This window comes from Pseudomonas sp. H11T01 (assembly GCF_048515765.1).
Lineage (GTDB): Bacteria > Pseudomonadota > Gammaproteobacteria > Pseudomonadales > Pseudomonadaceae > Aquipseudomonas.
This window is the reverse complement of the sequence record NZ_JBLYED010000009.1, coordinates 82,020-107,831: the sequence shown is the minus strand read 5'-3', so window position 1 is coordinate 107,831 and position 25,812 is coordinate 82,020. Positions and strand designations below refer to the sequence as shown.

The 25,812-nt window shown below is 53.7% G+C and carries 27 protein-coding genes and 2 pseudogenes; 15 read left to right on the top strand and 14 right to left on the bottom strand.

What is annotated here, in order from left to right:
• Window positions 1-60 precede the first annotated feature (60 nt).
• From ACN1C3_RS14095 to ACN1C3_RS14080, 4 genes are read left to right on the top strand one after another with little or no spacing between them, the layout of a single operon-like run.
• A complete protein-coding gene (locus ACN1C3_RS14095) occupies window positions 61-1,221 on the top strand; it encodes an ABC transporter substrate-binding protein (protein WP_419116424.1) in 1,161 nt (386 codons plus the stop codon).
• Between the two features lie 57 nt (window positions 1,222-1,278).
• Window positions 1,279-2,850, top strand: coding sequence for a sugar ABC transporter ATP-binding protein (locus ACN1C3_RS14090; protein ID WP_419116423.1), 1,572 nt, complete (start codon window positions 1,279-1,281; stop codon window positions 2,848-2,850).
• Window positions 2,847-3,815 (top strand): ABC transporter permease, encoded by a 969-nt coding sequence (locus ACN1C3_RS14085; RefSeq protein ID WP_419116422.1) that lies wholly within the window; start codon window positions 2,847-2,849, stop codon window positions 3,813-3,815. The genes ACN1C3_RS14090 and ACN1C3_RS14085 overlap by 4 nt, the downstream gene beginning before the upstream one ends.
• Window positions 3,816-3,824: 9 nt before the next feature.
• The gene (locus tag ACN1C3_RS14080) at window positions 3,825-4,853 is read left to right on the top strand and encodes an ABC transporter permease (protein WP_419116421.1); all 1,029 of its coding nucleotides are present in this window, start codon (window positions 3,825-3,827) and stop codon (window positions 4,851-4,853) included.
• 187 nt (window positions 4,854-5,040) lie between these two features.
• Here the strand turns inward: ACN1C3_RS14080 and ACN1C3_RS14075 are convergent, their stop codons facing one another.
• The gene (locus ACN1C3_RS14075) at window positions 5,041-5,826 is read right to left on the bottom strand and encodes a hypothetical protein (protein WP_419116420.1); all 786 of its coding nucleotides are present in this window, start codon (window positions 5,824-5,826) and stop codon (window positions 5,041-5,043) included.
• A gap of 556 nt (window positions 5,827-6,382) precedes the next feature.
• Here ACN1C3_RS14075 and ACN1C3_RS14070 point away from each other — a divergent pair.
• The gene (locus tag ACN1C3_RS14070; protein WP_419116419.1) at window positions 6,383-7,252 is read left to right on the top strand and encodes an isocitrate lyase/PEP mutase family protein; all 870 of its coding nucleotides are present in this window, start codon (window positions 6,383-6,385) and stop codon (window positions 7,250-7,252) included.
• Window positions 7,253-7,315: 63 nt separating this feature from the next.
• Here the strand turns inward: ACN1C3_RS14070 and ACN1C3_RS14065 are convergent, their stop codons facing one another.
• Together ACN1C3_RS14065 and ACN1C3_RS14060 are read right to left on the bottom strand one after the other, a co-directional pair.
• Entirely contained in the window at window positions 7,316-8,191 is an 876-nt protein-coding gene (locus ACN1C3_RS14065) for a LysR family transcriptional regulator (protein WP_419116418.1), read from the bottom strand.
• Between the two features lie 62 nt (window positions 8,192-8,253).
• Window positions 8,254-9,267 (bottom strand): helix-turn-helix domain-containing protein, encoded by a 1,014-nt coding sequence (locus tag ACN1C3_RS14060; protein ID WP_419116417.1) that lies wholly within the window; start codon window positions 9,265-9,267, stop codon window positions 8,254-8,256.
• A gap of 435 nt (window positions 9,268-9,702) precedes the next feature.
• On the opposite strand from ACN1C3_RS14060, the gene ACN1C3_RS14055 reads away from it, so the two are divergent.
• The 3 genes from ACN1C3_RS14055 to ACN1C3_RS14045 all read left to right on the top strand — a co-directional run bounded on the left by ACN1C3_RS14055 (window position 9,703) and on the right by ACN1C3_RS14045 (window position 12,308).
• Complete coding sequence (locus tag ACN1C3_RS14055) at window positions 9,703-11,148, top strand: APC family permease (protein ID WP_419116416.1); 1,446 nt, start codon at window positions 9,703-9,705, stop codon at window positions 11,146-11,148.
• A gap of 44 nt (window positions 11,149-11,192) precedes the next feature.
• Window positions 11,193-11,579, top strand: a complete 387-nt coding sequence (locus tag ACN1C3_RS14050; RefSeq protein WP_154863244.1) for a nuclear transport factor 2 family protein — start codon at window positions 11,193-11,195, stop codon at window positions 11,577-11,579.
• Window positions 11,580-11,726: 147 nt separating this feature from the next.
• Window positions 11,727-12,308 (top strand): TetR/AcrR family transcriptional regulator, encoded by a 582-nt coding sequence (locus ACN1C3_RS14045; protein WP_419116415.1) that lies wholly within the window; start codon window positions 11,727-11,729, stop codon window positions 12,306-12,308.
• Between the two features lie 49 nt (window positions 12,309-12,357).
• Here the strand turns inward: ACN1C3_RS14045 and ACN1C3_RS14040 are convergent, their stop codons facing one another.
• The 6 genes from ACN1C3_RS14040 to ACN1C3_RS14015 form a co-directional block, all read right to left on the bottom strand.
• Window positions 12,358-12,801 carry an SRPBCC family protein gene (locus ACN1C3_RS14040; RefSeq protein WP_419116414.1) on the bottom strand — a complete coding sequence of 148 codons (444 nt, stop codon included), beginning with the start codon at window positions 12,799-12,801 and terminating at the stop codon, window positions 12,358-12,360.
• 44 nt (window positions 12,802-12,845) lie between these two features.
• Complete coding sequence (locus ACN1C3_RS14035; protein WP_419116413.1) at window positions 12,846-13,490, bottom strand: NAD(P)H-binding protein; 645 nt, start codon at window positions 13,488-13,490, stop codon at window positions 12,846-12,848.
• A complete protein-coding gene (locus tag ACN1C3_RS14030) occupies window positions 13,487-14,158 on the bottom strand; it encodes an NAD(P)-binding oxidoreductase (protein WP_419116412.1) in 672 nt (223 codons plus the stop codon). The genes ACN1C3_RS14035 and ACN1C3_RS14030 overlap by 4 nt, the downstream gene beginning before the upstream one ends.
• A 63-nt stretch (window positions 14,159-14,221) precedes the next feature.
• Window positions 14,222-14,608, bottom strand: coding sequence for a nuclear transport factor 2 family protein (locus ACN1C3_RS14025; protein WP_419116411.1), 387 nt, complete (start codon window positions 14,606-14,608; stop codon window positions 14,222-14,224).
• Between the two features lie 57 nt (window positions 14,609-14,665).
• Window positions 14,666-15,049 carry a nuclear transport factor 2 family protein gene (locus ACN1C3_RS14020; protein WP_419116410.1) on the bottom strand — a complete coding sequence of 128 codons (384 nt, stop codon included), beginning with the start codon at window positions 15,047-15,049 and terminating at the stop codon, window positions 14,666-14,668.
• A gap of 81 nt (window positions 15,050-15,130) precedes the next feature.
• Entirely contained in the window at window positions 15,131-15,823 is a 693-nt protein-coding gene (locus ACN1C3_RS14015) for a TVP38/TMEM64 family protein (RefSeq protein WP_419116409.1), read from the bottom strand.
• 296 nt (window positions 15,824-16,119) lie between these two features.
• On the opposite strand from ACN1C3_RS14015, the gene ACN1C3_RS14010 reads away from it, so the two are divergent.
• Window positions 16,120-17,322, top strand: a complete 1,203-nt coding sequence (locus ACN1C3_RS14010) for a pyridoxal phosphate-dependent aminotransferase (RefSeq protein WP_419116408.1) — start codon at window positions 16,120-16,122, stop codon at window positions 17,320-17,322.
• 86 nt (window positions 17,323-17,408) lie between these two features.
• Here the strand turns inward: ACN1C3_RS14010 and ACN1C3_RS14005 are convergent, their stop codons facing one another.
• Window positions 17,409-18,044: a TetR/AcrR family transcriptional regulator gene (locus ACN1C3_RS14005; RefSeq protein WP_419116407.1), complete on the bottom strand. Its 636-nt coding sequence runs from the start codon at window positions 18,042-18,044 to the stop codon at window positions 17,409-17,411.
• Between the two features lie 168 nt (window positions 18,045-18,212).
• On the opposite strand from ACN1C3_RS14005, the pseudogene ACN1C3_RS14000 reads away from it, so the two are divergent.
• Window positions 18,213-18,323, top strand: a pseudogene (locus ACN1C3_RS14000) (LysR family transcriptional regulator); the annotation flags it as partial.
• 71 nt (window positions 18,324-18,394) lie between these two features.
• Here the strand turns inward: ACN1C3_RS14000 and ACN1C3_RS13995 are convergent.
• The 3 genes from ACN1C3_RS13995 to ACN1C3_RS13985 all read right to left on the bottom strand — a co-directional run bounded on the left by ACN1C3_RS13995 (window position 18,395) and on the right by ACN1C3_RS13985 (window position 20,680).
• Window positions 18,395-18,772, bottom strand: a complete 378-nt coding sequence (locus ACN1C3_RS13995) for a helix-turn-helix domain-containing protein (RefSeq protein ID WP_419116406.1) — start codon at window positions 18,770-18,772, stop codon at window positions 18,395-18,397.
• A gap of 68 nt (window positions 18,773-18,840) precedes the next feature.
• On the bottom strand, window positions 18,841-19,893 hold the full coding sequence (locus ACN1C3_RS13990; RefSeq protein WP_419116405.1) for an NAD(P)-dependent alcohol dehydrogenase: 1,053 nt from the start codon (window positions 19,891-19,893) through the stop codon (window positions 18,841-18,843).
• A 97-nt stretch (window positions 19,894-19,990) separates the two neighbouring features.
• Entirely contained in the window at window positions 19,991-20,680 is a 690-nt protein-coding gene (locus ACN1C3_RS13985) for an SDR family NAD(P)-dependent oxidoreductase (RefSeq protein ID WP_419116404.1), read from the bottom strand.
• Window positions 20,681-20,874: 194 nt separating this feature from the next.
• On the opposite strand from ACN1C3_RS13985, the gene ACN1C3_RS13980 reads away from it, so the two are divergent.
• The 4 genes and pseudogenes from ACN1C3_RS13980 to ACN1C3_RS13965 form a co-directional block, all read left to right on the top strand.
• Window positions 20,875-21,456 (top strand): TetR/AcrR family transcriptional regulator, encoded by a 582-nt coding sequence (locus ACN1C3_RS13980; protein WP_419116403.1) that lies wholly within the window; start codon window positions 20,875-20,877, stop codon window positions 21,454-21,456.
• A gap of 53 nt (window positions 21,457-21,509) precedes the next feature.
• Entirely contained in the window at window positions 21,510-22,613 is a 1,104-nt protein-coding gene (locus tag ACN1C3_RS13975; RefSeq protein ID WP_419116402.1) for an alkene reductase, read from the top strand.
• 74 nt (window positions 22,614-22,687) lie between these two features.
• The gene (locus tag ACN1C3_RS13970; protein WP_419116401.1) at window positions 22,688-23,431 is read left to right on the top strand and encodes an SDR family oxidoreductase; all 744 of its coding nucleotides are present in this window, start codon (window positions 22,688-22,690) and stop codon (window positions 23,429-23,431) included.
• Window positions 23,432-23,549: 118 nt separating this feature from the next.
• A pseudogene (locus ACN1C3_RS13965) lies at window positions 23,550-24,358 on the top strand (NAD(P)/FAD-dependent oxidoreductase); the annotation flags it as partial.
• A gap of 96 nt (window positions 24,359-24,454) precedes the next feature.
• On the opposite strand, the gene ACN1C3_RS13960 reads toward ACN1C3_RS13965, so the two are convergent.
• Window positions 24,455-25,033 (bottom strand): flavin reductase family protein, encoded by a 579-nt coding sequence (locus tag ACN1C3_RS13960; protein WP_419116400.1) that lies wholly within the window; start codon window positions 25,031-25,033, stop codon window positions 24,455-24,457.
• 446 nt (window positions 25,034-25,479) lie between these two features.
• On the opposite strand from ACN1C3_RS13960, the gene ACN1C3_RS13955 reads away from it, so the two are divergent.
• Window positions 25,480-25,770: a hypothetical protein gene (locus ACN1C3_RS13955; protein WP_419116399.1), complete on the top strand. Its 291-nt coding sequence runs from the start codon at window positions 25,480-25,482 to the stop codon at window positions 25,768-25,770.
• The last annotated feature ends 42 nt before the right edge of the window (window positions 25,771-25,812 follow it).

Genomic DNA, 25,812 nt, shown 5'->3' with positions numbered 1-25,812 from the left:
TGATTTTGTATTAAAGTCAAGCGTCAATAATAAATACAATAATATTAGGCGGACAATGAAATGAAGCGATTTGCTTATGCGGCAATTCCCGTAATTTTTTTGCTGGCGAGTGCTGTTAGTGCTAAGGGGGTCGATGAACTACCCGCAGACCAACAGGCGCTTTATCAACGAGTTGATCCTCAACTTCCTTTGGGGCCCAGTGCATTTCGCGAGTTTGTCGCGAAAAAGCAGCCACCTTGGAAGATCGGCTATGCTTCGACATATGCGGGTAACACTTGGCGAGCCTCCATTCAGGATGAGATGACCAATGTTATTCTGCCTGCCTATCAAAAAGCAGGACTTATATCGGAACTGGTCGTCACTCAGTCCGACTTGAAAGACGCAGTCCAAATCCAACAAATGCGCCAAATGGTTGATAGCGGTGTTGATGCAATCATCATCTGCTGCTCAAATGTTACGGCCATCAATCAGACGATCGAATATGCCCATTCGAAAGGCGTCCCGGTATTTTCTTTTTCGGGTTATGTCACATCGCCTTATGCCATCAACGTTACCGAAAATAACACCCAAGGCGGTTACGCTGCGGGCAAATGGTTGGCCGAGAAAATCGGCGGTAAGGGTAATGTACTGTTGGTGTCGGGTATCCCGGGTTTTGCATCCTCAGACAGCTTTGATGCAGGCGCGAAGGGCGTATTGGCTGAATTCCCCGATATCAAACTTGTAGGCAATGTCGCGGGTAATTGGACCGATCAGGTGGCTCAGGTCGAGGTACAAAAATTCCTGGCCACAAACCCCGGCAAGGTTGATGGCATTATCGTGCAGTCAGCCTCGGAAAATGGTGTTTTGAATGCCGTGCGGCAGTCGGGTCGCGAACTGATGCCGGTCGTGCTTGGCGGCGAGGCATCAGCGGCCTGTTTTTGGCGCAACAATCCAGGATTCATTGATCAAAGCTTTCATTTCTGGCCCCCTCGCGCCGAAGCTCGCATGGTCTGGGACGTAATGATGCGCACCTTGGAGGGGCAGGGTCCCAAGGTTCAATCTATTCCGCGCCCGGTTATCACTTACGGCAATGATGAAGTGAACGCCGCCCTTGGGCAAAACTGTGATCCCAACTCTACGGCATGGTTAGAGCCGGCGAATGATGGTTGGTGGCCAAAGGAAGTGGCGGCAGGTTACTTCCTGCGCCCTGAAGATCCGCTCACTTGGCGTCCCAAGCCTTAATTCAAAAGCCAATTCGCTTAACGCTCAACTAGCCAGCCTGGAAGAAGGGACCTTGCTATGAGTTCTGAACAGATTGTCGGTATTACCACTGTGCGCCTAAAAGGTATTGCCAAGTCCTTCGGAGAAACACGAGCACTCAAAGGAGTGGATCTGGAGGCTCGTGCCGGTGAGGTACATGCAATAGTGGGTGAGAATGGATCAGGAAAAAGCACGCTGGCAAAAATCATGTCCGGCGTACTTTTGCCGGACATGGGGGAGGTCACCATTCTGGGTCGAAGCCCTCGTTCACCGATTGAGGCACGTGACGCGGGCCTGGCGACGATTTTTCAGGAGGTTCTCGTCGCTCAGGAGGCAAGCGTTCTTGACAACCTTTATGTCGGTCACGACAAGCTTTTTCGAACAGTCTCTACTCGAGCAGAACGTGAGGACGCAGCGGCTGAATTGATGGCGCGTTTAGTCGGTCAGCCAGTGGACATAAATACACTGGTTGGCACGTTGCCGCTAAGTGTGAAGCAGTGGATTGTTATTGCCCGAGCTATTTTGCGTTGTCCCAAAGTTCTGATTCTTGATGAATCTTCCGCGGCGTTGGATCTTGATGCAACTTCTCGGTTGCACACAGAAATAGATCGTTTGCGGTCTGACGGCGCAACAATTTTGATCGTGACGCATCGAATCGCTGAACTTGTACGCATTGCTGATCGTGCAACGATTTTGCGTGACGGCGAAAGCATCGGCGTTCTTGAGAAGTCGCAAATCACTGAAGAGAATCTGCTGGCGATGATGACGCCGCACGAGCGCAAAGTGATTTCGGCATGCCACGTGGCGGGTACCGCGCGGAGGATCGAGGGGCCGCGAACTCTGTCGGTCAATGATCTGAAGTTATCGGCGGGTGCCGAACCTTTCAACTTTTCACTCCTGCAAGGACAGATTATCGGTGTGAGCGGTTTGGACGGGCAGGGGCAAGATGCGTTCTTGCGTGCAGTCGCAGGAATCGAGGTGGCTAACAGCGGTGTACTTGAGGTTCACGCTGAGGACGGTACCTCCCGACTGTCTAGCCTCGCGGACGCCGAGCGGTTGGGTGTGGCCTATGTATCAGGCGATCGAAAACGCGAAGGAATTTTCCCCGATCAAAGCATCTTCGAGAACTTGGCGATCGGAATATACCGCAGCTGCCTTGGCCCGTTTGGCGTCATTCGACGGTCTGGTATCAACGAGATCTACCAGGCCGAGGTGAGTCGTCTGCACATCAAGATCGGCCTGGCGTCGAATAAAATCACGTCGCTGTCAGGGGGCAATCAACAGAAAGTGTTGATTGGTCGTGCGTTTGCGCGCAACCCGAGGGTGATCGTTTTGAACGATCCCGCCCGCGGCGTTGATTTAGGTACGAAACGTGACCTCTATGCAGAGTTACGACGCTTTGCCGATGCCGGGGGCGCGGTTATTTACATGTCTTCTGAAATGGAGGAGTTCCTGGGGTTCGTAGACCGGGTTGAAGTGTTTGTAAAAAACACGGTCTTCCGATCCCTAAGTGGCAACTCTATTAATGAGGATGAAATGTTGGCAGCGATGTTTGGGCAGGAATCCTGCGAGCATCAGCTATCTGGCCGTCGGGAGGGCGTAAGCGCATGAGTCATTCACAACGATTGCTGGTGCAGTATCGCTACCTTGCGGTGCCTTGCGCACTGTTTTTTGCCTTGGCGGTGTTGGCGTTGTTTCGAACGCCCAACTTATTTTCGTTCAGTGGTCTGGCGGGGGCGGTACTGGTGGCGACCCCTCTGATCCTTTGCACACTGGCGCTTACTCCAACAGTGATGGCAGGACGAGGAACCGTAGACCTATCAGTGGGCCCGTTAATGGGATTTATCAACGTGACGTTGATAGCCTGGCTTACCAAGAACGGAGTCACTCATCCCATTGCAATTTTTGGCTGGGCCATGATGGTTGGGGTCTTATGGCAAATAGGACAAGCCTTAATCATTATTCATGTCCGCGTCGCACCAATCATCGTTACGTTGTCCAGCTACCTCATATTGACAGGCGTCAATCTACTGATCATGCAACGGGCGGGCGGTTTGGCGCCTGATTGGATGATGAGTTGGGGGGCCGGTATCAGTCTTCTATCCCCGGTGAGTTTTGTGCTGTTAGGGGCTATTGCTCTGTGGTTCCTTTTCTGGAGATCGGCCTTTCACACCCATCTGCGCTTGACTGGGGCCGATGAAAGAATGGCCTATACCGCGGGAGTCAAGATTGAGACCGTACGTATTGGTGCTCATATCTTGAGTGGCGTTTTTGTAGGGTTGGCGGCAGTGAGTTACACCGCGTTAATTTCTTCTGGAGATCCGACCCAGGGCAGCACCTACACGCTTCAGGCGGTGACGGCTTTGGTTCTTGGGGGCGCAAGTTTGGCGGGAGGACGTGGTGGGGCGATAGGATCGATCCTTGGCGCTTTGAATATGTTCCTGATTGCCAACCTACTGGCGACATTCAACTTTGGGACTATTTCGGGGTCAGCGACCAAGCTCGCATTCGGGCTGATTCTGATTATTTCCCTCTTGGTAAATGTACTGGCGGTCAGCCGGGTGCCAGCCCGATAGGAGTCTCATATGACTGTGTTCCGACTTTTTCCGCAGTTGAAGCAAGCCCCTGCGAGCCGATTGCACGATAGCCTGCGCGAGAATCGAGCCATCGCCATCGGTACTGCGCTGTTGATTATGCTTGTAGTGTGCGGTGCATTGACGGTAAGTGGATTTCTTTCATTGCAAAATGCTAGATCAATTCTATTGCTCGCTGCGTTCTTGGGCTTGGCGTCGATCGGGCAGACAATGGTTTCGCTGTTGGGTGGATTGGATCTTTCTATTCCATTTGTGATCGGCGCCGCCAATATTCTTTTGCCTAGAATGCTTAATAACGGATTGCCGCCTGCCGCAGCGATCATCATCATTCTGGCGCTAGGGATGGTGGTTGGTTGCATCAATGGCTTGCTTAGCTATCGATTGCAAGGCCAAGCACTGATCATGTCATTGGGTCTGGGCTTCGCGGTAGTTGGAGCTACTGAGATCTATACAGCGCTTGGCTCTGCATTCGGAGGGAATAGTTTCGCACCGGTTCCGGCATGGCTCACGAACGTCTCGGCTTTTAATGGAAAGTTTTTTGGCCTGCCAATTCCACCTGTCGTGATTATTTGGTTAGTTATTAGCCTTACCATAATCTGGGTTATGAAAAACACGTGGTTTGGCCGGGGTATCTATGCCCTGGGTGGAAGTCGGACTGCAGCATCACGCCTGCAGATATCGGAAATACGCACTTGGACAGCGGTGCACGGTATCGCCGGTGTGATGTCAGCACTCACGGGCGTGCTGCTGCTGGGGTTTTCCGGGGGCGGTTATGTCGGTGTAGGAGATCCTTACCTGTTCAGCACCGTTGCTGCGGTGGTCATCGGCGGTACGTCACTTCTGGGAGGGGCGGGCGGATACGGTGCGACGGTTTTGGGTGTGCTGGTACTCACTGTGCTGAGTTCATTGCTGGTTGGCATGGGGATGACTTATGCAGGCCAGCAGGCGGTGATTGGATTGCTAATCGTACCCATGGTTGCGGTATATGCACGCCTTCCTCATATCCGTAATCAAATCTGATACGTAGCAGTGATAGGGGCGGCGCCTCCTAACATAATGGAATGCACTGCAAGCCGACCAGCTAATGTGCAACTCATACGGCAGGGTGCCTAATGAGTTGCCATTTAAAGCATGTTATTTCGCAGGAGTGCAGGAGTGACTAGTTTATTGGCATGCAGGGTATGTCGTTTTAGGTGATTGTAGACCGCTAACCGCCTGCCAAAATCAGTTCGCGCCTTGCACCTCTCGCCTCGAGTTCCACTTCACCACCAGAAATCGGTGGACGTGCTCGGTATACGACCAGCCCCCGACTCAGTGTCTCGCCCAATTCTCCAAGCAACGTGCGCCCCCAGAGTTTGGGAATCTCATGCACATGAAAAATCGCGATCTGGTTGGCATCTCGCCACGACAGGCCCAGTCGGGAGAGGCTCGCGCTGATCACGTCAATTGTGTACCTGGCACGTTGATGCATGGCCGTCGGGCTAGTGTCGCCTTCGGCGATGACGGTGCCATCCGGCGCAATATCCGCTGTGCCGGACAGACAAAAGCCCCCCTCCTTTGACGTCGTAGGTGCTGTGTAACTGAAGGCGCACAAAGATGCTGTTTGCGGTGGGTGGTCCGCGAGCGCGATGTTCGAACGGCACACTCCACTGAGGTCTCCATACATCAATCCCCAGCGACGCAATTGCGCCAAGTATGGAGTATTGAAGTTCGTCCAGTCTTGCGAGGTCAATTGCGCTGGCACGCGCATCTCGATGCCACAGAAGGCTTGCACAGGTCGCCCGACGTTGTTCAGAAAAGCTTCGATGAATGGATAAGCCTGATCCAGCGGCAGCCATGTCTGTAACTGTACCCGGACCACCTCGAAACCTTCATGGGGCACGATGCCGGTGCAATACGCCACACCGCCAGGCAGGATTTTGTAGTTACCCGCTGCGTTGTCGAGCAGGAACACCGCGTCTGGGCCTTGGGAAGAACAAAAGTCTTGGGTCATTGCTCGATTCCTGCAAAGTGAGAACAGTTAAATCGCGGGAGTTGCGCGAGAGCGCACTTTTTAATATTGGATTTCAGTCGCCAGGAGCTGGCTGGAAGATGGGCTGTCAGGCACGCCATCCAATGCTGAAAAAGCTTTCATGCCTGTACCTTCCCGACTGGTGGGTGAAGTGTAAGTGCTGCATAAACAGAAAGTAACGGACCTCTGGTGCATAACTGTTGTGCAAAAAATGCAAGATTTACTGAGTAGAGTTAGCCCGGATGGACTGGTGACCTTCGTGGCTATGGCGGAGGTTCGCAGCTTCAACTACGTCTACCAGGGCTGAGGCTGGATTCTGCCCTGTGTCGATACGGTTTTGAACTAGCTGATCACAGACGTGATTCATCGATAAAATTTATGATTGGATAAAAAAATATCAGCTTTTTAATCATTTTTTCAGTACGTAAAATGAGTAGTAGAAAGCGCAAAAATGATTAATTACGTGAGTCTGTCTCCATGCTAGGTCGCTACTCCAGTTTTAAGGCCACAGTCAGTTTCACTCGCGAGAGGAGCGATTATGTCTAGAGTTTCCCATCAAGAGTTGAGGTGCGAATTTCGTAAGTTGCTTGCATCATGTGCCTGTTATCACACTGCATCTGTGTTCGACCCTATGTCCGCAAGAATTGCTGCTGACCTGGGATTTGAAGTCGGCATTCTCGGCGGATCAGTCGCTTCACTGCAGGTATTGGCTGCGCCCGACTTCGCCCTTATTACGCTGAGTGAATTTGCAGAGCAGGCGACGCGGATTGGACGAGTCGCACAACTACCGATCATTGCCGATGCCGATCACGGTTATGGCAATGCACTGAATGTCATGCGTACAGTCGCTGAGCTGGAGCGTTCTGGAGTCGCCGCACTGACTATCGAAGATACGCTCTTGCCGGCACAGTTTGGCCGTAAATCAACGGATCTCATATCCATTGAGGAGGGCAGTGGAAAAATCAAAGCGGCCGTTGAATCTCGAGTTGATTCGCAGCTCGCTATCATTGCCCGTACCAATGCAAGCTCGTTATCCGTCGCACAAGTGACGAGCCGTATTCAGGCCTACACAGATGCCGGTGCAGATGCCATTTGCCTCGTAGGTGTGAAGGATTTTGAGCATTTGGAGCAGATTGCCGAAGGCATGACGCTCCCTCTGATGCTGGTGACTTACGGAAATCCTGAACTTTGCGACAGCGAACGTCTAGGTTCGCTGGGTGTACGGATTGTTGTTGCCGGCCATGCCGCCTATTTTGCTTCGATCAAAGCGACATATGACTGTTTGCGCGAACAGCGTAAAGTCACTCGCAGCACATCTGACCTGAGCGCTACAGAATTGACCCACACCTATACGCGACCTGAGCGTTTCCAGGTGTGGGCCAAAGAGTTCATGAACGTTGATGAGTAGTGAATTACTTTTGTAATAGTCACGCCTGCCAGTACAAAAAACGCAAGTTAGCCGTGGCGATGTTTACTGATTTTTCTGGACCTGTTCGGTAATCAATTGAACAAGCACTTTCACCGGTTCCGTCAGGCTTCTGCGTGCGCGGTGTACGAGGCCTATATCTCGGTGGAAGGTGCGTTGTTTCAAGTCTACAGCGCGTATCTCTGCTGGCCATCCTTGATGTGTCGCTGTTTCCGGGACCAGTGCTACGCCGACCCCATTGGCGACCAGTTTGATGATCGCATCCAGCTCATCGAGCTCGCATACTTCACGTAAAGACACATGCGTTTGTCGCAAGAATCGGTCGACCTGCCGACCACCAAAAGAAGATCGGTCATAGCGAATGAAAGGCTGGCTGGAAACCAGTTCGGACCAGTCATCTCCCGGCATGTCGACCGGGACAATCAGGCGGTAGGGTTCGCGCGCCAGTGTGGTCCAGCGCAAATCGCTTTGAAGTGAGAACGGAGGGCGGATGATTGCAGCCATATCGATCTCGCCAGCATCGACCTGGTTGACCAATTCCATGGACAGGCCAGGAATGACGCGAGTTCGGCATTCGGGACATTGCTGATGAAAATGAGCGAGGGCGTCGGGCAAAAAAGAGCGCTGCACGGAGGCAATGGCTCCGACAGTTACCAAAACGCTGGCAGGGAGACCTACCGTCGTAGTGCCGAGATTACTGAACTGACGGACCAGTTCCTGCCCCTGCAGCAAAACCTGATGCCCCATTCGGTTCAGATGAGCCGAGCGTCCTTTGCGATCAAACAGCTCGATCCCCAGCTCGGCCTCAAGGCGCTGCATTTGTGCGCTTACTGCCGCTTGTGTAAGCCCTATTTTGCTACCGGCAGCAGCAAAAGTACCTTCTCTCGCCACGGCGATGAATGTTTTCAGTTCTTTAATCATCGGCAAATATTAATTGTGTTTTTGGATGAAATACATTTATTTTTTTGTGGCTTGGTGAGGTGTCAGGACAATGAGGGCCAAGTTCCCATTGCAACGCCTGGAGGGTTGCGATGCGTTTCGGAAGGTAACTCTCCAAATTGGGTTTTGTAGTACTGAGAGAACATTCCGAAGTGCCAAAACCCCCATCGCATGGCCGCTTCGGATACCGAGGGCGCGCCATTGATGATGTCTTTTCTGGCTTCGTGGAGGCGGATCTGGCGGATGTAGGTGCAAGGATTTACCCCGACCACTTGAATGAATGCGCTGTGCAGTCCGCGCCTGCTCATTTGTAAGTGTTCACACAGATCCTCTACCGTCGGGCTGCCTGTCTGATGACTCAAAATAAACAACCGCGCCCTGTCCACCATCGCTCGATGAACTCGATGGTCCCTGGGTGAGTGTGTGGTGTTTATCGACAGACTCCCCATCGCTTGAAGCGCTGCTACGGCGACATCCTCGGAAAGCTGTAGTCGTGCGGACTCACTGTCTATCGATTCCGGGTGCTGGACTGCTGAGCCAAGTGCCGACAGCAGAAGGGATTTATATCGAGATATCCCTTGAGCATCCCCCTTGAGCATGCATGCGCCGTTGATCAGGCGGCTTGTGCCAACCCCGTAGAGGCCTTGAGCAAGCGTTTCGAGAAACGAGGCGTCGATGGTCGCAGCGAGGATGTCCGATTTAGCGGTCGCACGAAAGCGCGCTTCCTCACCCTGGCGCATGATGAATAACGAATCAGCTTCCATCTCTCGATTCTGCCAGGAGCACGTCCCTTGATGCAGGGTGACTCCAATCATCAGAATGTCGGTGTCGGCAACCGACCGTTGGTCAACGGCTTGATTGATCCATTCGCGGAATACCTGGACTCGTCCGAGAGAAGCACGTGCTACACCTCCCTCGAAGTTGCCACATGAGAGTTGGGTGTAATCCTGCACCCAGTCAGGAAGAATTCTCGATTGTAGAAACGGATCGTTTGACCTTACGCACGCCACTCTCGCGGGGATCGAAGACGAATAGGTCGTATTTTGACTTTGCTGCATTGTGCAATCTCCGAGGTCCGCTTGTAGTGCAGCAATATTCGTTCCAACCTGGAGTCATTCAACGCATTTAAAAGATAGACACCGCTCCTGGTTGCGTCATTTTAGTGCGCTTTGAAAAAAGAGCGGCACGATACTTCAAAACGCGCCGATATTTGATAGCGAACCCTTCGCCCCAGGCGTAAGAATGAACGCGATGCAATTAGTCTAAGTGGATGACAGGCAAAAAACTAAAGTTTCAGGTGGTCAACAGTGCCTGACTCTAATGCCTCATCGCTATAGAGATATATGCAGACTTACTGAAGTGGCGATTTGATAAGTTTAAAGAGCGTCGAACCCGTTTGCTCGCTCCACGAAATCCAACTCGCCGCCAGGGCAGGGAGGTCTGGAATATTCAGTGATCTATTTGTATGGAAAATGATATCCATAGGGGCGAATATGCACACTACAGAACCTGAAATTGTTAATAATAAACCGGGGCTGTCCGGATCCTTGGGTGTGACTTCGATAGTGCTGATGGTCGTCGCGACGGCCGCACCTCTGACGGTCATGGTGGCAAATACGCCGTTAATTATTTCGATGGGTAACGGGGCGGCGGCGCCGTTTGATGCAATGGTTGCAACGGTGATCATGTTTCTCTTCAGTGTGGGATTTATCTACATGTCGAGGTATATCACCAATGCAGGGGCGTTCTACTCATATATTCAAAAAGGGCTGGGTCGATCCATAGGGTTGGGTTCGGCGACGATGGCAGTGATTTCATACTTTATGATACTGGTCGCGCTGGAGGCTTATATAGGCTATGCACTGTCTCAGCTTCTACTGACTACCTTGGGTATTAATATCTCGTGGTGGCTGCTTGCGTTAGTTATTACGGCCGTTGTGGGTGTTCTTGGCTACCAGAAGATTGAGTTGAGCAGCAAGTTTTTGGGCGTGGCGCTGGTGCTCGAGATAGTGATTGTGCTGGTGGTAGATGCGGCGATTATAGGCAGTGGGAATATTGGTTCGGATGCCCTGGAACCTTTTTCATCGGCGACCATTCTTTCAGGTTCGCCGGGCCTGGGGATCATGTTTGCGATTTATTGTTTCACCGGTTTTGAATCGACGGTGGTCTACAGGGAAGAAGCGAAAAACCCCAATGTGACGATCCCCAAGGCGACCTATATTGCGGTGTTCCTGATTGGCGTGTTCTATGCGGTATCAATGTGGTGTCAGGTGAATGGCGTTGGTTTGTCACAGGTCGTGCAACAGGCAACTGAACACCCAGGTGATATGTATTTGACTATGGTGGAAAGATATACCAATAAAGCTTTTGTTGATGTCATGCAGGTTTTGTTGGTGACCAGCCTGTTTGCCTGTGTGCTGTCTTTGCATAACATTGTAGTTCGTTATCAATACGTGTTGGGACGCTTTGGGGTGCTGCATTCGAAGCTTGGCAGTGTTCATGAGAAACATGGCTCACCTTTTGTCTCCTCTGTATTGCAAACGACAATGTCCTTAATGGCTGTCGCCGTCTGCGCAATCATTGGAATGGATCCAGTCACACAGATTTACGCCTGGGGTGCAACAGCGGGGACACTCGGATATATGGTGATTCTCTCCCTGACTTGCGTTTCTGTACTGGTATTTTTTAGAAGGAGTACTGAATTTCACCCTGTCTTGAATACTGTCGTAGCACCCATAGGTGGTCTTATCGGATTGGTCGCTTGTTTAATCGTTGCGGTTCAGAATTTGCCCGCTTTAATCGGGGGCGACAATGCAGCCGTTGCGGCATCAATCATGGAAATGATTGTCATGGTTTCCTTTGTGGTCGGGTGTATCGCTGCGTTACTGATGAAAGTCATGAGTCCTGCACGGTTCGCTTTATTAAAACAAGTAGGCTGAAAATTTTTATGCCTGTCGTCAACATTTAAAGAGGGGAAATGATCATGAGCAAGAATATTAAAGCGGTCGCAACAAGTGAATACAACGCGGTCATTGCTGTTGCCGAGAAATATGTCGATGGCTTGCGTATTGGCAGTCCTGAACGCTTGGAAGAGGCGTTTCATCAACAAGCGGTGATGTATGGCTTCACCAATGGCAAGCTTTTGGGCGGTTCGATCAGCAACTTGTACGAATTCGTTCGCGATAACGGTAAGGCGCCGGACATCACCACTCGACTGGATGTTCTCGCCATCACGCCAACCACCGCAGTAGTGCGCGTGGACATGGAACAGGACGCCATTGGCGCTGACTATAACGATTACCTGACGTTGATCCGCATTGATGGCGCCTGGAAGGTGATCGCCAAGGTTTATCACCAGTTTCAGGATTGATTGACAGCCTGCTTGCACGCTGCCCGCTTTTCGAAGTGGCGGGCAGCCTTCGCCGCACTAACATGCACCCATGTAAAAGTTCGAGCAAACGACTGCGTCCCTAGGCACCAGACGATTGATCGATTTTTTGATAGCATGCGGCGCATTATGAAGAAACCCCTCCACGACATGCGTCAGCACATCATTGATGTTGCCAGAACGCTCATGACCCATAAGGGCTACACGGCTGTCGGCCTGACCGAAATCCTCGCTGCGGCTGGGGTGCCAAAAGGTTCCTTCTATCACTACTTCCGCTCCAAGGACGAGTTTGGCCAGGCCCTGCTTGATGAGTACTTTCAGGAGTACATCGCGCGGGTCGATTTGCTGTTGGCCGGGGAGGGTACAGGGGCTGAGCGGCTGCTGAGCTATCTGCGATATTGGGCTGAGACACAGGCATTCGATCACACCGACCAGAAATGCCTGGTGGTCAAATTAGGTGCAGAGGTTTGTGATCTGTCCGAAAACATGCGCGTAGTTCTCGAAAAAGGTACCGCGCTGATCATTCAGCGGATTGCACGTTGCGTTGAGCAGGGGAAGGCGGACGGGTCCATCGTGGCAACCGCTGACGCACCGACGTTGGCAGAAGGACTTTACCAGATGTGGTTAGGCGCCTCGTTGCTTGTCAAGGTTGGCAGAACCCCGCAACCCTTTGAAGGCGCGCTTGAGATGAGTCGACGTCTTCTGTTGTAGACTTGAGTTAAATGCCCCGGCAACCGCAGGGTTGGCCGGGGCATTTTGCTTACGCAGTCTTGTTCAGATAGCGCTGAAGGCATTCATGTCCACCGACAATGAGCGACTGAATAACAGCAGTCTGCTCGCCCTTTGGATCGGGATCGCGGGTATCAAAACTTGCCGACCACAGGACAACAGTCTTGTTTTGTCCTGTCAGTGGCAGCAGCTTCACGATGGCCAGATGGTTGTCCACTGGCAGCGGCGCCTCTTCGAAGCGGTAGGAGAACATCAGGTTGGTTTCGTCAACGGCCAGCAACTTCTCGCGCAGAACTGCTCCGTCTTGCAAGGTCAGTCGGCGAATGCAGCCAACCAACCCGTCAGGTTGGCCATCCTCGATAATGCTTTCAGGAATTGCAGGGTGCCACTTGCTGATCTGGCCGAAGTGCTTCAGCACATCCCAGACACGAGTGGCTTCGCCGTCAATGAGGGCGCAATACTCAACTTTTGCCATGGTTCAAAACCTCAGTCTGTCGTTATGTTGCAAATGTGAATTCGTTATTGCTTGCCGATCCGGACCAGACGGTCGGACGGCACCACATGAACGCCAGAGGCGGAATCAATGGCCGCCTCCAGCAATGCATGAGCGATGGCTGAAGGCGGATTGATCCGCCAACGTTCAGGTAGGACTGCAGCGGCAAACTTGAGGAAGCACACCAGCGCGCGTTCTCCATTACGAACTTCCTCACGCTTTCCACCAATGACCCCTGGCCGCACATATGTCAGCGATTCAAAACCCAAGTCAGCCAGATCCTTTTCCAGATGGCCTTTGACCTGGTTGTAAAAGAAAGGGGATTGGGTATTTGCGCCGATGGCCGAATTGAGCACATAAGTGGGAGTGCCATGCGCTCGTGCAAGTTGGGCAACGGCCAGCGGATAATCATGATCGACTTGCTTGAATGCCGCTTTGGACCCAGCCGTTTTGAAGGTTGTGCCCAGCGTGCAGATCACCGCATCGACATGCAACCAAGGGGCTTGCTGGTCGAGGCGGTCGAAATCTATGTCAGGAGCGATGAGCTTCGGGGCTTCAGGTAACGCACGACGTGTCGGAGCGTATACGACGCTGACGCGTGGATCCGACAATGCCAGTTCCAGAACATGGCGTCCGACGAATCCGCTCGCACCGATGAGCAGCAATTTCACTGTTGGCTCCAATCGCGAGTGAGTAGCTGAATCGCCTCACCGACCGGTGTGTCGCCCTGGGTCAGCTCGATGATGATTCGGTTCACGGTGGGCCTTTCGATAATCTGTAGCAAGATCGCCGCTACATCGTCGCGGGGCACATCGCCGTAGGGGATTGCGAGGCCTGCACGGACTCTGCCGGTGCCGGGTGCATCCCGTAGCGTGCCAGGACGCACGATGACCCAGTCAAGATCAGTATCGGCCAGATGGATATCCGCAAGCTTCTTGACCTTCATGTAGTTTTCGAAGGTCTCGGAGACAGTTTCGCCACGTGAGGCTTCCGGAAAGGCAGATACCAGAATGAAGCGCTTGATGTTCGCACGCCGGGCAGCCGCCACGGCCACTTCAAGTCCGCGGCCATCAATGGCGTTGGTCATTTGCGATCCGCCCTTGCCGCCAGCACCAGCCGCGAATACCACGATGTCGCTGCCGGTCATGAGTCCAGCCAGACCCTTCGCATCGAGTTCAAGCAAACTGCCGGCGATTGGTGTGGCGCCCAGTGCTTTGAGCTCCTCAGCTTGTTCCGAATGTCGGTAAAGCGAGCGAGGTTCGTGACCGCGTGCCACCAATTGCTGAGCAAGGCGTCGAGCGACTTTGCCCGCACCACCGACGATAAAAGCTGTGTTCATGGTTCCTCCTGATCGAGCGACGCGGCACAGACCGGCCCGCTGCGGCGGGCCAATACAGACTGATCAGTCTTCGAACTGGTGGTAAACCTTGGCGATGACCTTCCAGCTACCGTCGATTTTGATCAGCGTCAGGTAGTCGTTGTAGTCGGCGCCGATGGCATCATTTTCCATGTCCACACGCACCACCGCAGTCGTAGGCGTGATGGCCGGGACGTCGAGGCGAGTGGTGATGTCCGGTGCCTTGCCGTTGCTACGGACGAAGTCGAACAGGTTGGTGATCGAGCCGCCCAAAAGCTTGCCGTTAGTGAAACCGTACATGACCGCATCCTTGTGAAAGGCTTCAGCCAAACCGTCTGCATTGCCTACTTTGAGGCTGTCGGCATACTGCTGGGCGACGGCGATAACGGCGTTGTATTCCTGGGTAGGTACCGCTTTGATGTTCTTGCTCATCGTCAATATCCTTTTTGGACTGGGCGCCCACGGCACCCGGTTGGCTTGCGCTCAGGGTTAAGGGGCAACGTGGGTGTGGTAGATCTTGCTCACCACGGTCCACTTGCCTTCAACTTTCAGCAGGTTGAAAAAATCGGTGAAGCAGAAGCCGGAGATATCGTTGGTGTCGATGCGAGCACTGGCGGCGGTGCCGACGATATCGATATTGACAATCACGCCCTGGGCTTCAGGCGACGGACGAAACGCGCTGTCGATGATGTCGAACAAACCCTGGATGGGGCCGCCCGCCAATTTGTTATCGGCATCGACTCCAAAGATGGTCGCCTGCTCGCTAAAGGCCGGTTTCATGATGCTGCTTTTGGCCTGTTTACCACCTTCGTTGTACTGGTTCAGTACCTCAACGATGGCGGTGTATTCCTGCACATAAGTAGGCTTGGTCATGGTGTTTCTCCTGATTTAAGGGGGGAATGACAAGGCTCGATCCACGCCGAAACCTGAATTGAGGGAGGCGGTTTCAACCGTTCATTCATGCTTCAACTCTTTCTCGATGGATTGGTTGGCGGCCTTGCGTGCGCAATGAGCAATGCTCAGCAATGCCAGCACTGCTGCCGCCAAACCCATGCCAGTCAGCACGCGGGTTGCATTGCCGGCAGTGGCTTCGCCACTGAGGATTTCACTGACACTGGAAACCAGTGACCCCAGATAAACGTACAAAAAAGTGCCTGGCAGCAGCCCGAGCCAGGACGCCAGTAGAAAGTCCCGAGCACTGATACGGCTTGCGCCGAGGGCGTAACTCAGAGGGGCGAAGGGCACGATGGAAGCCAGACGCAGAAGCAAGACAATTCGAAAGCCATCTCGGGCGAGCGCTCTGTCAATCGCGGCTCGCCGAGGGCGAGTTGCCAGTCGTCTCAGTACAAATGGGCGCAAAAAAGTGCGCCCCATGACGAATGCGATCGTTGCCGACGCCATACCGACAGGCGACACAAGCAGAGTTCCCCCTACCGGCCCGTATAAAAAACCGGCAATAGCCGTAAGGAGCGAGGCGGGCACGAAGGCCATTGTTGCCAGCAGGAAGACCAGCGCATACAGGGCGCTGCCTGTTCCGCCCATCGAGCGCAAAGCCTCAACCCATTGGGTGGCTGACTGCATGATCACTTCGATCACACCATCGACTCCGCGCACACCCATCGGTCTACGGTGAATGACATGGCACATTGCAGCATTGGGTGCTCCTACCGCATCCGAACGGCGTTGATCAAAAAACTATTTGTAGCGAGCGCTATATATTAGATTGCATTCTATAGTGAGCACTACAGATGGTGTCAAGGCGTTTGATCGCTTCGCTGCTTTGTTCTTTGACAAAACGCCTGGATGGACGGGGGAGAGGGGCAGTACGCAGAGGGCAATAAGCAAATAAATATGATGTATCACACAGAAATATATTGTTTTTATTGCTGTTTTAAGTCCGTTAGGATCCCTTCAGCAATCAACAACAACTGAAGGGTGGCTTCATGCAATTGCTGGGACATCTGCTGCACGCGGTCAAACCATCGCCAACGCTGGCGATCACACGTCAGGCGGCTGAATTGCGCCGCCGAGGTGTTGATGTGATTAGTCTGTCGGCCGGAGAGCCCGACTTTCCGACACCCGATCACATCAATGCAGCGGCAAAGGCTGCGATTGATGCAGGACAAACCCGTTACACCGATGTCGATGGCACCCCCGAGCTCAAGGCTGCGATCGTGCGAAAGTTTCAACGCGAAAATGGCGTTACCTATGAAACCAGTGAAATCAGCGTAGGAACCGGTGGCAAGCAAGTCCTGATCAACGCTTTGCTGGCCACTCTCAATCCGGGAGATGAGGTCATCATTCCCGCACCTTATTGGGTGTCATACCCGGACATGGTCCGCTTGGCGGGGGGGACCCCAGTGGAGGTGAGTTGCCCGGCGGATCAACATTTCAAAATCACGGCAGCTCAGCTCCGGAAGGCCATTACTGCGCGAACCAAGTGGGTGATCCTGAACTCCCCGAGCAATCCAACCGGGGCCGGCTACAGCGCGACTGAACTGAAGGAATTGGGCGCCGTGCTTCTCGGCCATCCGCAGGTCTATGTGCTGACGGATGACATGTATGAGCACCTCAGTTACGACGGCTGGGTGTTTTCCACCATGGCTTCGCAGGTGCCGGCGTTACGCGATCGTGTTCTGACAGTAAATGGGGTGTCCAAAGCCTACTCGATGACCGGCTGGCGCATCGGTTACGCCGGCGGGCCAAAGGATCTGATAGCGGCCATGGCAACTATCCAATCCCAAACCACCAGCAATCCTTGCGCGATATCCCAAGCCGCCGCGGTTGCCGCTCTGGATGGCCCGATTGACTTCCTGGCCGAACGCAACGAAGTGTTCCGTCAGCGCAGAGATCTATGCCTGGATGCTTTCAACGATACTCCCGGCTTGATGTGTCGCCGTCCCGAGGGGGCGTTCTATCTGTTTCCTTCTTGTGCCGGCCTTATCGGGCGCAAGACGCCTGCGGGTGTCGAGCTCACTAATGATGTTGAGGTCAGTCGCTATTTGCTGGAGGCGGCCAGGGTGGCGGTCGTGCCGGGTAGTGCATTTGGTTTGGAGGGGTACTTCCGAATTTCCTTTGCTACTTCCACAGCAGTGCTTGAACACGCTTGTTCGCGGATACGCCAGGCTTGTGACCAGCTCGTCTGATCCGCTTTCCGGATGATACCGAGGCGTGCGCTGAGGCCGAGAGGTTGCCGCTGTCGAAGGAGCAAGCGCTACGAGTATTCCTTGGGTTAGCGATTTGCAGGTAATGGCAGCATGCCGACGGCCGTTGCCGCGATACCTTCTAGGGTTTGCCGTGAAAGTCCATCGTGCGCCTGCAACGACATGCCTTCCAACAGTGTATTCAACGCGGCGGCAAGGATGAGGGTGTCAACATCAGCCGCCAGTTGCCCATCTTCCACGGCGCGGTCGAGGCGCTGCTGCAGATAATCCCGACCTTCCTGGCGAAGTGCCTTGAGGGCGTTGGTGATTTCTTGAGCGCTCTCTGACACATTGACACCTGCCAATACGACCATACAGCCGCATGGTGCCTCGGGCTCCGTGACGATCGCAGCAGCAGAATGGAAAAAATCGGTGATGGCACGGTACAGGTCTGGCTCGCTATCCATGCGTTCCCAGGTAGCATCCCAGAATCTGGCTTCGTAATAATTGACCGCTTCTAGGAAGAGCTTTGATTTATTGCCAAACGCGGCATACAGGCTTGGCGGGTTGATGCCCATGGCCGTGCATAATTCCGCCACGGAGGCCGGTTCGTATCCGCGTTTCCAGAACACTTCGAGCGCATTAAACAGGGCTTGCTCGCGATCAAAGGCGCGTGGACGTCCTTTTTTAGGGCGCACGGCCAGCGTGGGTATGGGGTCGATCATTCGTGCGTTGCCTCGATGATGCAGGGCCAATCAGCTGAAGAAACTGCTCAGTTATGGTCTGTAAAATCGAATGATACACAAAAGGCATGGATACGGGTCTTGCTAGCCCCTTCATAGCAGGCAGTCGATTGGTTTCATCACTCTGTGCTACCGAATTACCACGTCATGGGTGACGGCTTGCATGTGATTTACCCCACTCGGCAACATTTGCCGCTGGCGGTATCAGCGTTCATTGCAATGGTGATGGAGAAGCTGAACGAGCAAGCGTTCCCGGCGAGGGTTTGCCTGATCGAAGTGGACTGCGTATTGGGGCTTGTGACCGCCTCGGGCTCAGCTTTGGCAGCACGCTTTTAATCACACCGTTTCATCACAGCAGGCTCACGCCCCCGATCGTTATCCGCATGTTGTTCCAGCACGCACTGAATACCGCTCAAAAGCGGTATCAGAAGCTTCGCCATATTATCGGCGACCTGAGTGGGGGCCATTGCACCCTCTTTTCGATGGAACAGTTGATCTTGAAACGCCAGCCTTAGCTTGGACAGGCTGTTGCTGACAGCGGGTTGCCCTATGTTCAAAAGCTCCGACGTTCGGGTAACGCTTTTTTCTCGGTAAAGAGTGGCAAATATCACCAGACAATTGAGGTTGAATCGTGAGAGATATCCGGCGTTGAACGAAGAGGTTGCTGTCTCGCTGGAGACTTTGTCGACCATCCTGATTCCTTTGTACATGGCGTGAGTCCTGGCTGTCCCGGGGCGGTTTGCATCGGATCAAGGGATTCCGATCCGCCCCGGGCGAATCAAATGGTTGCCATGTCGATGACAAAGCGGTACTTCACATCGCTCTTTTGCATGCGCTGGAACGCCAATTCGATGTCCTTCATTTCGATCATTTCGACATGTGAAGTGATGCCGTGCTCTGCGCAGAAATCGAGCATTTCCTGAGTTTCAGGAATGCCCCCAATCAGCGACCCGGCAAGCTGACGGCGCTGGAAAATCAGATTGGCTACACCAGGTGATGGGTGAGGGTTGTCGGGCACCCCGACCATGGTCATGGTTGCGTCGCGTTTGAGCAGACTCATGAATGCGTCGAGATCGTGAGGTGCGGCGACGGTGTTTAGGATGAAGTCGAAGCTTTTGGTATGGGCTGCCATTTCTTCAGGATTGCGTGAGACAACGACCTCATCGGCGCCAAGGTCGCGCGCGTCCTGGATTTTGGAGAGGGAGGTTGTAAACGCTACGACATGGGCGCCCATCGCATGAGCCAGTTTTATGCCCATGTGGCCGAGACCACCGATACCGACGATGCCGATTTTCTTTCCGGGCCCCGCCTTCCAGTGGCGAAGTGGAGACCAGGTTGTGATGCCTGCGCAAAGAAGTGGCGCTACCGCCGCCAAGTTCGATTCAGGGTGCGTAATCTTCAGCACGAAGTGTTCGTCAACGGTGATGCCATTGGCGTAACCGCCGTAAGTATTTTCGCCACTGCCGTCGAGCCAGCCGTTGTATGTCTGCTGCCAACCATGGGGACCTTCGCAATACTGCTCCAGGCCGTCGTCGCAAGATTGGCAATGGCGGCAACTGCCCACCATGCATCCGACGCCGACGATGTCTCCCACTTGGTGGTTCGAGACTGAAGCGCCGATGGCAGACACTCGACCGATGATCTCGTGTCCCGGGACTAGCGGGTAGCGCATCCCAGGCCACTCACCGCGCGCGGTGTGCAGATCGGAATGGCAAACGCCGCAGTAGAGGATCTTGATTACCACATCCCTTTCGCCCGTTTGGCGTCGAGGGATGTTGGTCGGGGCCAAGGGCGTAGTTGACGATTGCGCTGCATAAGCTTTGTATTGCATAGCAAATTCCTGATGCGTCAAAAACGGGGCGCCGCCGCGTTGGGCGGCACCGAACGTGAATTCATGGGATGCGTTGGTACGCCATCCTTGGGGGCAATCAGCGAGAGCAGGTGACTTCCGCGGTCCAATTTTCTTTTGGCTGGCTGTGCAATGTCCAGAATGCTTCGGCGACGCCAAGAGCTTCCTCGGACTCCGGTTTGACGAATGCGGCGACAGTCACGGTTGCCACATGGACGCCTTGGGTTTTCGCCGGTTCAAACAGGCCGAGCGCCAGCGATCGGATGCAGGCTTTACCCAGGCTCAGAGAAAGAAAGTCAGGATTTGGAGTGACCCCGAAAAAACCACCGGTCAGCAGCAGGGTCCCGGCATTGCGACTGTACATCGAGCGCAGGGCAGTCTGAGTAGCTACTAGTGCTCCACCAATGTTCACAGCCAGATCGCTGTTGAAGGTGTCGACCGGTTGTTCAGCGACAGTTGCCTGCCGAATTATCGCGGCGTTGTAGTGCATCACATCCAATGCGCCAAATTGCGATTCGACCTGGGTCACCAGCGCCATTACATCCTGTGCATTGCCAGCGTCAACTTGGCGGGTGTGGGCCTCATAGCCCTGGGATATCAAGCGTTCGGCGAGTGCGAGCGTCTTATCCATATTTCGAGCACTGAGCACCACGCGATAGCCTTCACGGGCGAAACGTTCGGCTGTCGCAAATCCGATACCTGGGCCAGTACCGATGCTTAGAAATGTTTTCATGTAAGTCCTTGATAACAGGGTGGAGCGTGTAATCAAGGCTAACAGGTGCAGGAATAGAGATAATTTGTTGAATTAACATTTATGTAATGCAAAAAATGCAGGAGTTTTTTGCATATCAGTTCACGCAATCTAAGGCTTCCCGTCAAATGGGCTCCGTTGGAAGGGTGTGGATGCGGTCGCTGAAAAAATTACTAGACGACTGGTCTGTTTGTAATTAGAGTGGCGACATTATGAAAAAACGTCATTCCGAAACCCGCCAACATATCCTGGATATAGCCAGGACGTTGATGACCCATAAAGGCTATACCGGTGTCGGCCTTGCAGAAGTGGTGGCTACAGCACAAGTGCCGAAAGGTTCGTTCTACCACTACTTCAAATCCAAGGATGAATTCGGCCAAGCGATGCTTGAACAGTATTTTTCCGACTACCTCGCCATAGTCGATTCGCTGTTGGCCGGCACTACCCCGGCAGCTGATCGTCTGCTTGGTTATTTCCATTACTGGGCGAAAACCCAATGTTCAGATTTACCGACTGACAAATGCCTGGTGGTCAAATTGGGCGCAGAGGTGTGTGACCTTTCCGAAGGTATGCGCCTGGTGCTCGACAAAGGGACACAAGCGGTCCATGTGCGGCTGGAGCGCTGCATCGAGCAGGGTCATGCTGATGGCTCGATCACATCCGCCATTCCTAACTCGACGCTTGCGCAGTCGCTCTATCAGATTTGGCTCGGTGCCTCTTTGATGATGAAGATTGGCAGGCGCAGCAGTGCTTTTGAAGACTCTCTGACGATGGCAAAGCGACTCTTGTTGTAGTCATTTTATTTATCATTTTTATAGACGACTGGTCTATTTATTTAAGGTTCACCATGACAGATAACAGTAACCGTACAGATTTGTTCACTCCCGTCACCCTGGGGGCGATGGAACTTGCCAACCGCATCGTAATGGCGCCCGTCACTCGCAGCCGCTATGCAGAAGATGGTATTCCTAATGAATTGCACGCCGAGTACTACGCCCAGCGGGCCAGTGCAGGCTTGATCGTGGCTGAAGCAACCAATATTTCCGCTCAGGGACGCGGGTACGCTGCGACACCAGGTATCTGGAGCGATGAACAGGTTGCTGGTTGGAAAAAAGTGACCGACGCAGTGCACGCCGCTGGCGGCAAGATTGTCAGCCAGCTTTGGCATGTGGGCCGGTTTTCCAGCGTGGAGTTGCAGCCAGATGGCGCCGCGCCGGTCGCTCCCTCCGCCATCAAGGCCGAAGGCGATACCTATACCGTGAATGGTTTTGTTCCTGTGTCGATGCCTCGGGCTCTCGAAACCGATGAAATCCCAGGAATCATCGAGCAGTACAAGCGTGCTGCCGAAAATGCCAAACGCGCTGGTTTTGATGGCGTAGAAGTTCACTCGGCCAACAGTTATTTGCTGGATCAATTCCTGCGCGATTCGACTAATAACCGCACCGATCAATATGGCGGGTCGATTGAGAACCGCGCGCGCCTCACCCTGGAAGTGACCGAAGAGATCGTCAAAATCTGGGGCAATGAACGCGTAGGCATTCGCTTGTCGCCCGTCACGCCCGATGCCGGCAACACGCCGCCAGACAGCAACGTGATGGCGATGTACGGCTACCTCATTCAGCAATTGAACAAATTCGATCTCGCTTATCTGCACTTCGTCGAGGGTGCTACCGCGACTTCGCGTGAGGTGCCGGCGGGCGTGGATATGGACGCTCTTAGCGCACAGTTCGCGGGTCCATTCATTGGCAACAACAACTACGACCTGGAAATGGCTATCGAGCGTCGAGCGCAGGGCACGATCGACGCGGTTGCCTTCGGCCGTCTGTTCATTTCCAACCCTGACCTGGTCGAACGTCTGCGTCGTGGCGCCGAGCTCACCATTGCACCGCGTGAGTCGTTCTACGGCGGTGGAGCCAAGGGCTACACCGACTGGCCTGTCGGCAACTACTGATTAATAACCAAAACCCGCGATACCCCAACCCACTGCCCGATACGTGCGGGCAGTCACTATCGAGAGGAACTCCCATGAACTATTTGCAAAACAAGACAGCGATTATCACTGGCGCATCTTCAGGTCTGGGTGCTGCATCGGCTCGCGCCCTGTCCGCGAAAGGCGTTCGAGTTGTCGCTGCTGCGTTGGATCAAGAAGGTCTGGATGCCATTGTGAGCGAGCTGAAAGCGAACGGTGGTGAGGCGGTGGGTCGTGTCAGCGACGTCACCAATCTGGAAGATATGAAGGCGTTGGCTCAGTTCGCTCAAGACTCCTTCGGTTCGGTAGATATCCTGATCAACAATGCTGGCCTGATGCTGTTTTCCACTTGGGTGGACCTGGCCGTCGATGATTGGGAAAAGATGATCAACGTGAACATCAAGGGCTACCTCAATGGCGTCGCGGCTGTGCTGCCGTTCATGCTGAATCAGAAGTCTGGTCAGATCCTGAACATGGATTCCGTAGCGGGCCACCAAGTGGGACCTTCGGCTGGTGTATACAGCGCGACCAAATTCTTCGTTCAGGCAATGACTGAGTCGATGCGCAAGGAACTGGGTGTCCACCACGGAATTCGGGTTAACACTGTTAGCCCGGGTGTGACCAATACCGGTTGGGCAGACAAAGTTACCGATCCAGCAGGGCGCAAGGCTGCCCAAGAGCTGAACAAGATTGCCATCGCACCTGACGATATTGGTAAAGCGGTGGTTTATGCCCTGGATCAGCCTGCAAACGTCACCGTCAACGAGGTGATCATTTCGCCTACCCGCCAGGATTGGTAAACAGAACCCAGCAGCACCTATCAAGCCCGGACACTGTCGCGATGCACGGTGCCCGGGCGCTACAGGATCTTTCCTGTATCCCCCGTAAAAACAATGAGACCTTTCAATGACGCACCGTATTTTGATTGTTGGCGGTGGCGGTGGCGGTCTGGAGCTTGCGACGCGCCTGGGCAAGACCCTGGGCAACTGCGCAACGCTGCTCACGAGCTGGCCGCTTATGGTTTGGATCGCATCCAGCCGCAGGACATGCACATCACCCTGATCGAGGCCGGACCGCGAGTGCTACCGGCGCTGCCGAACCGCATCAGTACGCCGGTGCATCAAACCCTTGAAAAACTCGGCGTGAAGGTAATGACCAACGCCTCCGTCAGTGAAGTCACCGCCGACCATCTTAAGACCCGTAACGGCGATCTGATCGAGGCCAGCCTGAAGGTCTGGGCTGCCGGCATTCGTGCGCCGTCCTTCCTCAAGAATATCGACGGCCTGGAAACCAATCGCATCAACCAACTGCTCGTACGCCCGACATTACAGACCACGCTGGACGACAATATCTTCGCTTTCGGTGACTGTGCTGCGTGCCCGCAGCCTGGCAGCGAGCAAAACGTACCACCCCGGGCTCAAGCCGCTCATCAACAGGCGTCGATGCTCACCAAGAGTCTGAAAGCTCGGCTACAAGGCAAGCCAATGCCGACCTACGAGTACAAGGACTACGGCTCACTGGTTTCGCTATCTCGCTTCTCGGCGGTTGGTAACCTGATGGGTAATTTGACCGGCAGCGTAATGCTCGAAGGATGGTTGGCGCGGGTGTTTTATGCGTCGTTGTACCGCATGCACCAGGTCGCTCTGTATGGCCTGTTCCTGACCCTGTTGCTGATGTTGGGCAATCGGATTGGTCGAGGGACTGAGCCGCGGTTGAAGCTGCACTAGGCTGTAACGATGTTTAAGCGCAGCGCCATTCGGGCATTGCGCTCATTCACCCTATTAGTGCCGTGATCCGATAGGGGCGGGCGCTTGCTCGGGAATTTACTTCGCGTCGATATTCACCGCTTCACCGATTGCGTAAAAGTGCCCTCCTGCAATGTAGTGCAGGCTACGAAAATCCGGACTGGCGGTTTCATAGTGCCAGTGCCCGTCCTTGAAGACACGTGTGTCTGCCCAAGCGCCAACGACCTCGCCGATAAACAAATCATAAGTCGTCTGGTTGTGTGGCTCGGGTAACAGCTTGCATGCAAGCCAAGCGGAGCAGTCTGCAACGAATGGCACGTCAAAACCATTGATGTCGAACAGCTCTGCACCGCAATGAGCAAGCTTGTCGGGGTCATTGAACAGGCTTGAGCTGCCGACGTCGCTTGTCAGTTTGAGCTGTGCCACGGTCGGGACCTGAACAACGAATACGCCACTGCGCTCTACCAGCTCACGGGTTTTGGTCATCTTGTCCAAAACCACGGTCACTTTTGGCGGTGAAAAGTCGAGTGCGCAGGCCCACGCGGCGGCCATGACGTTCTTCACACCCTCATTTTGAGCGGACACCAGTACGGTCGGGCCGTGATTGATGAGCCTGTATGCCTTTTCCAGAGGCACGGCGGCAATGTGTTCGTCCATTTCAATTCCTAAATCAATGCCCCGATTCCATCGCTAGACCGGAGCAGGGTGGATTCATGCGGAGGTCGATTCTGCGCAACCTGGAGTAAATACGTTTCTCATAACGCCCCATCCTGATGGGTTGCGTGTCATAACCTTCACATCGTCCAGGCGCGCTGTGATGGATGAAAGGGGCATGGTAGGACTCTCCCTGTAGTTAACGAGTTATGAATCACGTTTGGCGCCTGGTGATGGGCAGGCGCCTGTGAAAGCGTGGTGATCTCCGGAGCTTTACAGCTTTTCTGACGACTACTAACTAAGGGGGCGGGTCTACCAACCGTGAAGCGGATGCTCAAGGCCGAACCATATGTGAAGCGATAAATACCTATAACGCCAAGATTATATAGCGATCACTACACATGGTGTCGAAAATTCTGATTGCGTCGAGACCACTCAAGAGATAGTGAGTGTTAGCTTACGTGGCGCTACGATCCCTTGGCTCAAGGCAAAAAATCCTGTCCACAGGACAAAGGCTGAGCGCTGATGAGGCGCAAAAGATTGGATTTGTGGATGAAGTGTATGGGGACGGGTTAAGCCTGGCGCAACGGATGGGGCAGATTGTCTCGGACAACGCACTTCTATCTATCGGTGTAGCCAAGATGGTGCTCAATAGTCTGTGTGCTAATGCTGCCCCACTAACTTCTGATGAAATGGCAGCCATCCTGGATCAAGCCGTAAATAGAAAAAATGGAGCGTGACAGATATCGGGTTGCCTGACGAAGGTTCATAGTCGCCAATGA

Excerpts from the sequence above, each read along its gene's own strand:
- ACN1C3_RS14095 (WP_419116424.1), top strand. The coding sequence starts at position 61 with ATGAAGCGATTTGCTTATGCGGCAATTCCCGTAATTTTTTTGCTGGCG.
- ACN1C3_RS14090 (WP_419116423.1), top strand. The coding sequence starts at position 1,279 with ATGAGTTCTGAACAGATTGTCGGTATTACCACTGTGCGCCTAAAAGGT.
- ACN1C3_RS14085 (WP_419116422.1), top strand. The coding sequence starts at position 2,847 with ATGAGTCATTCACAACGATTGCTGGTGCAGTATCGCTACCTTGCGGTG.
- ACN1C3_RS14080 (WP_419116421.1), top strand. The coding sequence starts at position 3,825 with ATGACTGTGTTCCGACTTTTTCCGCAGTTGAAGCAAGCCCCTGCGAGC.
- ACN1C3_RS14075 (WP_419116420.1), bottom strand. The coding sequence starts at position 5,826 with ATGACCCAAGACTTTTGTTCTTCCCAAGGCCCAGACGCGGTGTTCCTG.
- ACN1C3_RS14070 (WP_419116419.1), top strand. The coding sequence starts at position 6,383 with ATGTCTAGAGTTTCCCATCAAGAGTTGAGGTGCGAATTTCGTAAGTTG.
- ACN1C3_RS14065 (WP_419116418.1), bottom strand. The coding sequence starts at position 8,191 with ATGATTAAAGAACTGAAAACATTCATCGCCGTGGCGAGAGAAGGTACT.
- ACN1C3_RS14060 (WP_419116417.1), bottom strand. The coding sequence starts at position 9,267 with ATGCAGCAAAGTCAAAATACGACCTATTCGTCTTCGATCCCCGCGAGA.
- ACN1C3_RS14055 (WP_419116416.1), top strand. The coding sequence starts at position 9,703 with ATGCACACTACAGAACCTGAAATTGTTAATAATAAACCGGGGCTGTCC.
- ACN1C3_RS14050 (WP_154863244.1), top strand. The coding sequence starts at position 11,193 with ATGAGCAAGAATATTAAAGCGGTCGCAACAAGTGAATACAACGCGGTC.
- ACN1C3_RS14045 (WP_419116415.1), top strand. The coding sequence starts at position 11,727 with ATGAAGAAACCCCTCCACGACATGCGTCAGCACATCATTGATGTTGCC.
- ACN1C3_RS14040 (WP_419116414.1), bottom strand. The coding sequence starts at position 12,801 with ATGGCAAAAGTTGAGTATTGCGCCCTCATTGACGGCGAAGCCACTCGT.
- ACN1C3_RS14030 (WP_419116412.1), bottom strand. The coding sequence starts at position 14,158 with ATGAACACAGCTTTTATCGTCGGTGGTGCGGGCAAAGTCGCTCGACGC.
- ACN1C3_RS14025 (WP_419116411.1), bottom strand. The coding sequence starts at position 14,608 with ATGAGCAAGAACATCAAAGCGGTACCTACCCAGGAATACAACGCCGTT.
- ACN1C3_RS14020 (WP_419116410.1), bottom strand. The coding sequence starts at position 15,049 with ATGACCAAGCCTACTTATGTGCAGGAATACACCGCCATCGTTGAGGTA.
- ACN1C3_RS14015 (WP_419116409.1), bottom strand. The coding sequence starts at position 15,823 with ATGTGCCATGTCATTCACCGTAGACCGATGGGTGTGCGCGGAGTCGAT.
- ACN1C3_RS14010 (WP_419116408.1), top strand. The coding sequence starts at position 16,120 with ATGCAATTGCTGGGACATCTGCTGCACGCGGTCAAACCATCGCCAACG.
- ACN1C3_RS14005 (WP_419116407.1), bottom strand. The coding sequence starts at position 18,044 with ATGATCGACCCCATACCCACGCTGGCCGTGCGCCCTAAAAAAGGACGT.
- ACN1C3_RS13995 (WP_419116406.1), bottom strand. The coding sequence starts at position 18,772 with ATGTACAAAGGAATCAGGATGGTCGACAAAGTCTCCAGCGAGACAGCA.
- ACN1C3_RS13990 (WP_419116405.1), bottom strand. The coding sequence starts at position 19,893 with ATGCAATACAAAGCTTATGCAGCGCAATCGTCAACTACGCCCTTGGCC.
- ACN1C3_RS13980 (WP_419116403.1), top strand. The coding sequence starts at position 20,875 with ATGAAAAAACGTCATTCCGAAACCCGCCAACATATCCTGGATATAGCC.
- ACN1C3_RS13975 (WP_419116402.1), top strand. The coding sequence starts at position 21,510 with ATGACAGATAACAGTAACCGTACAGATTTGTTCACTCCCGTCACCCTG.
- ACN1C3_RS13970 (WP_419116401.1), top strand. The coding sequence starts at position 22,688 with ATGAACTATTTGCAAAACAAGACAGCGATTATCACTGGCGCATCTTCA.
- ACN1C3_RS13960 (WP_419116400.1), bottom strand. The coding sequence starts at position 25,033 with ATGGACGAACACATTGCCGCCGTGCCTCTGGAAAAGGCATACAGGCTC.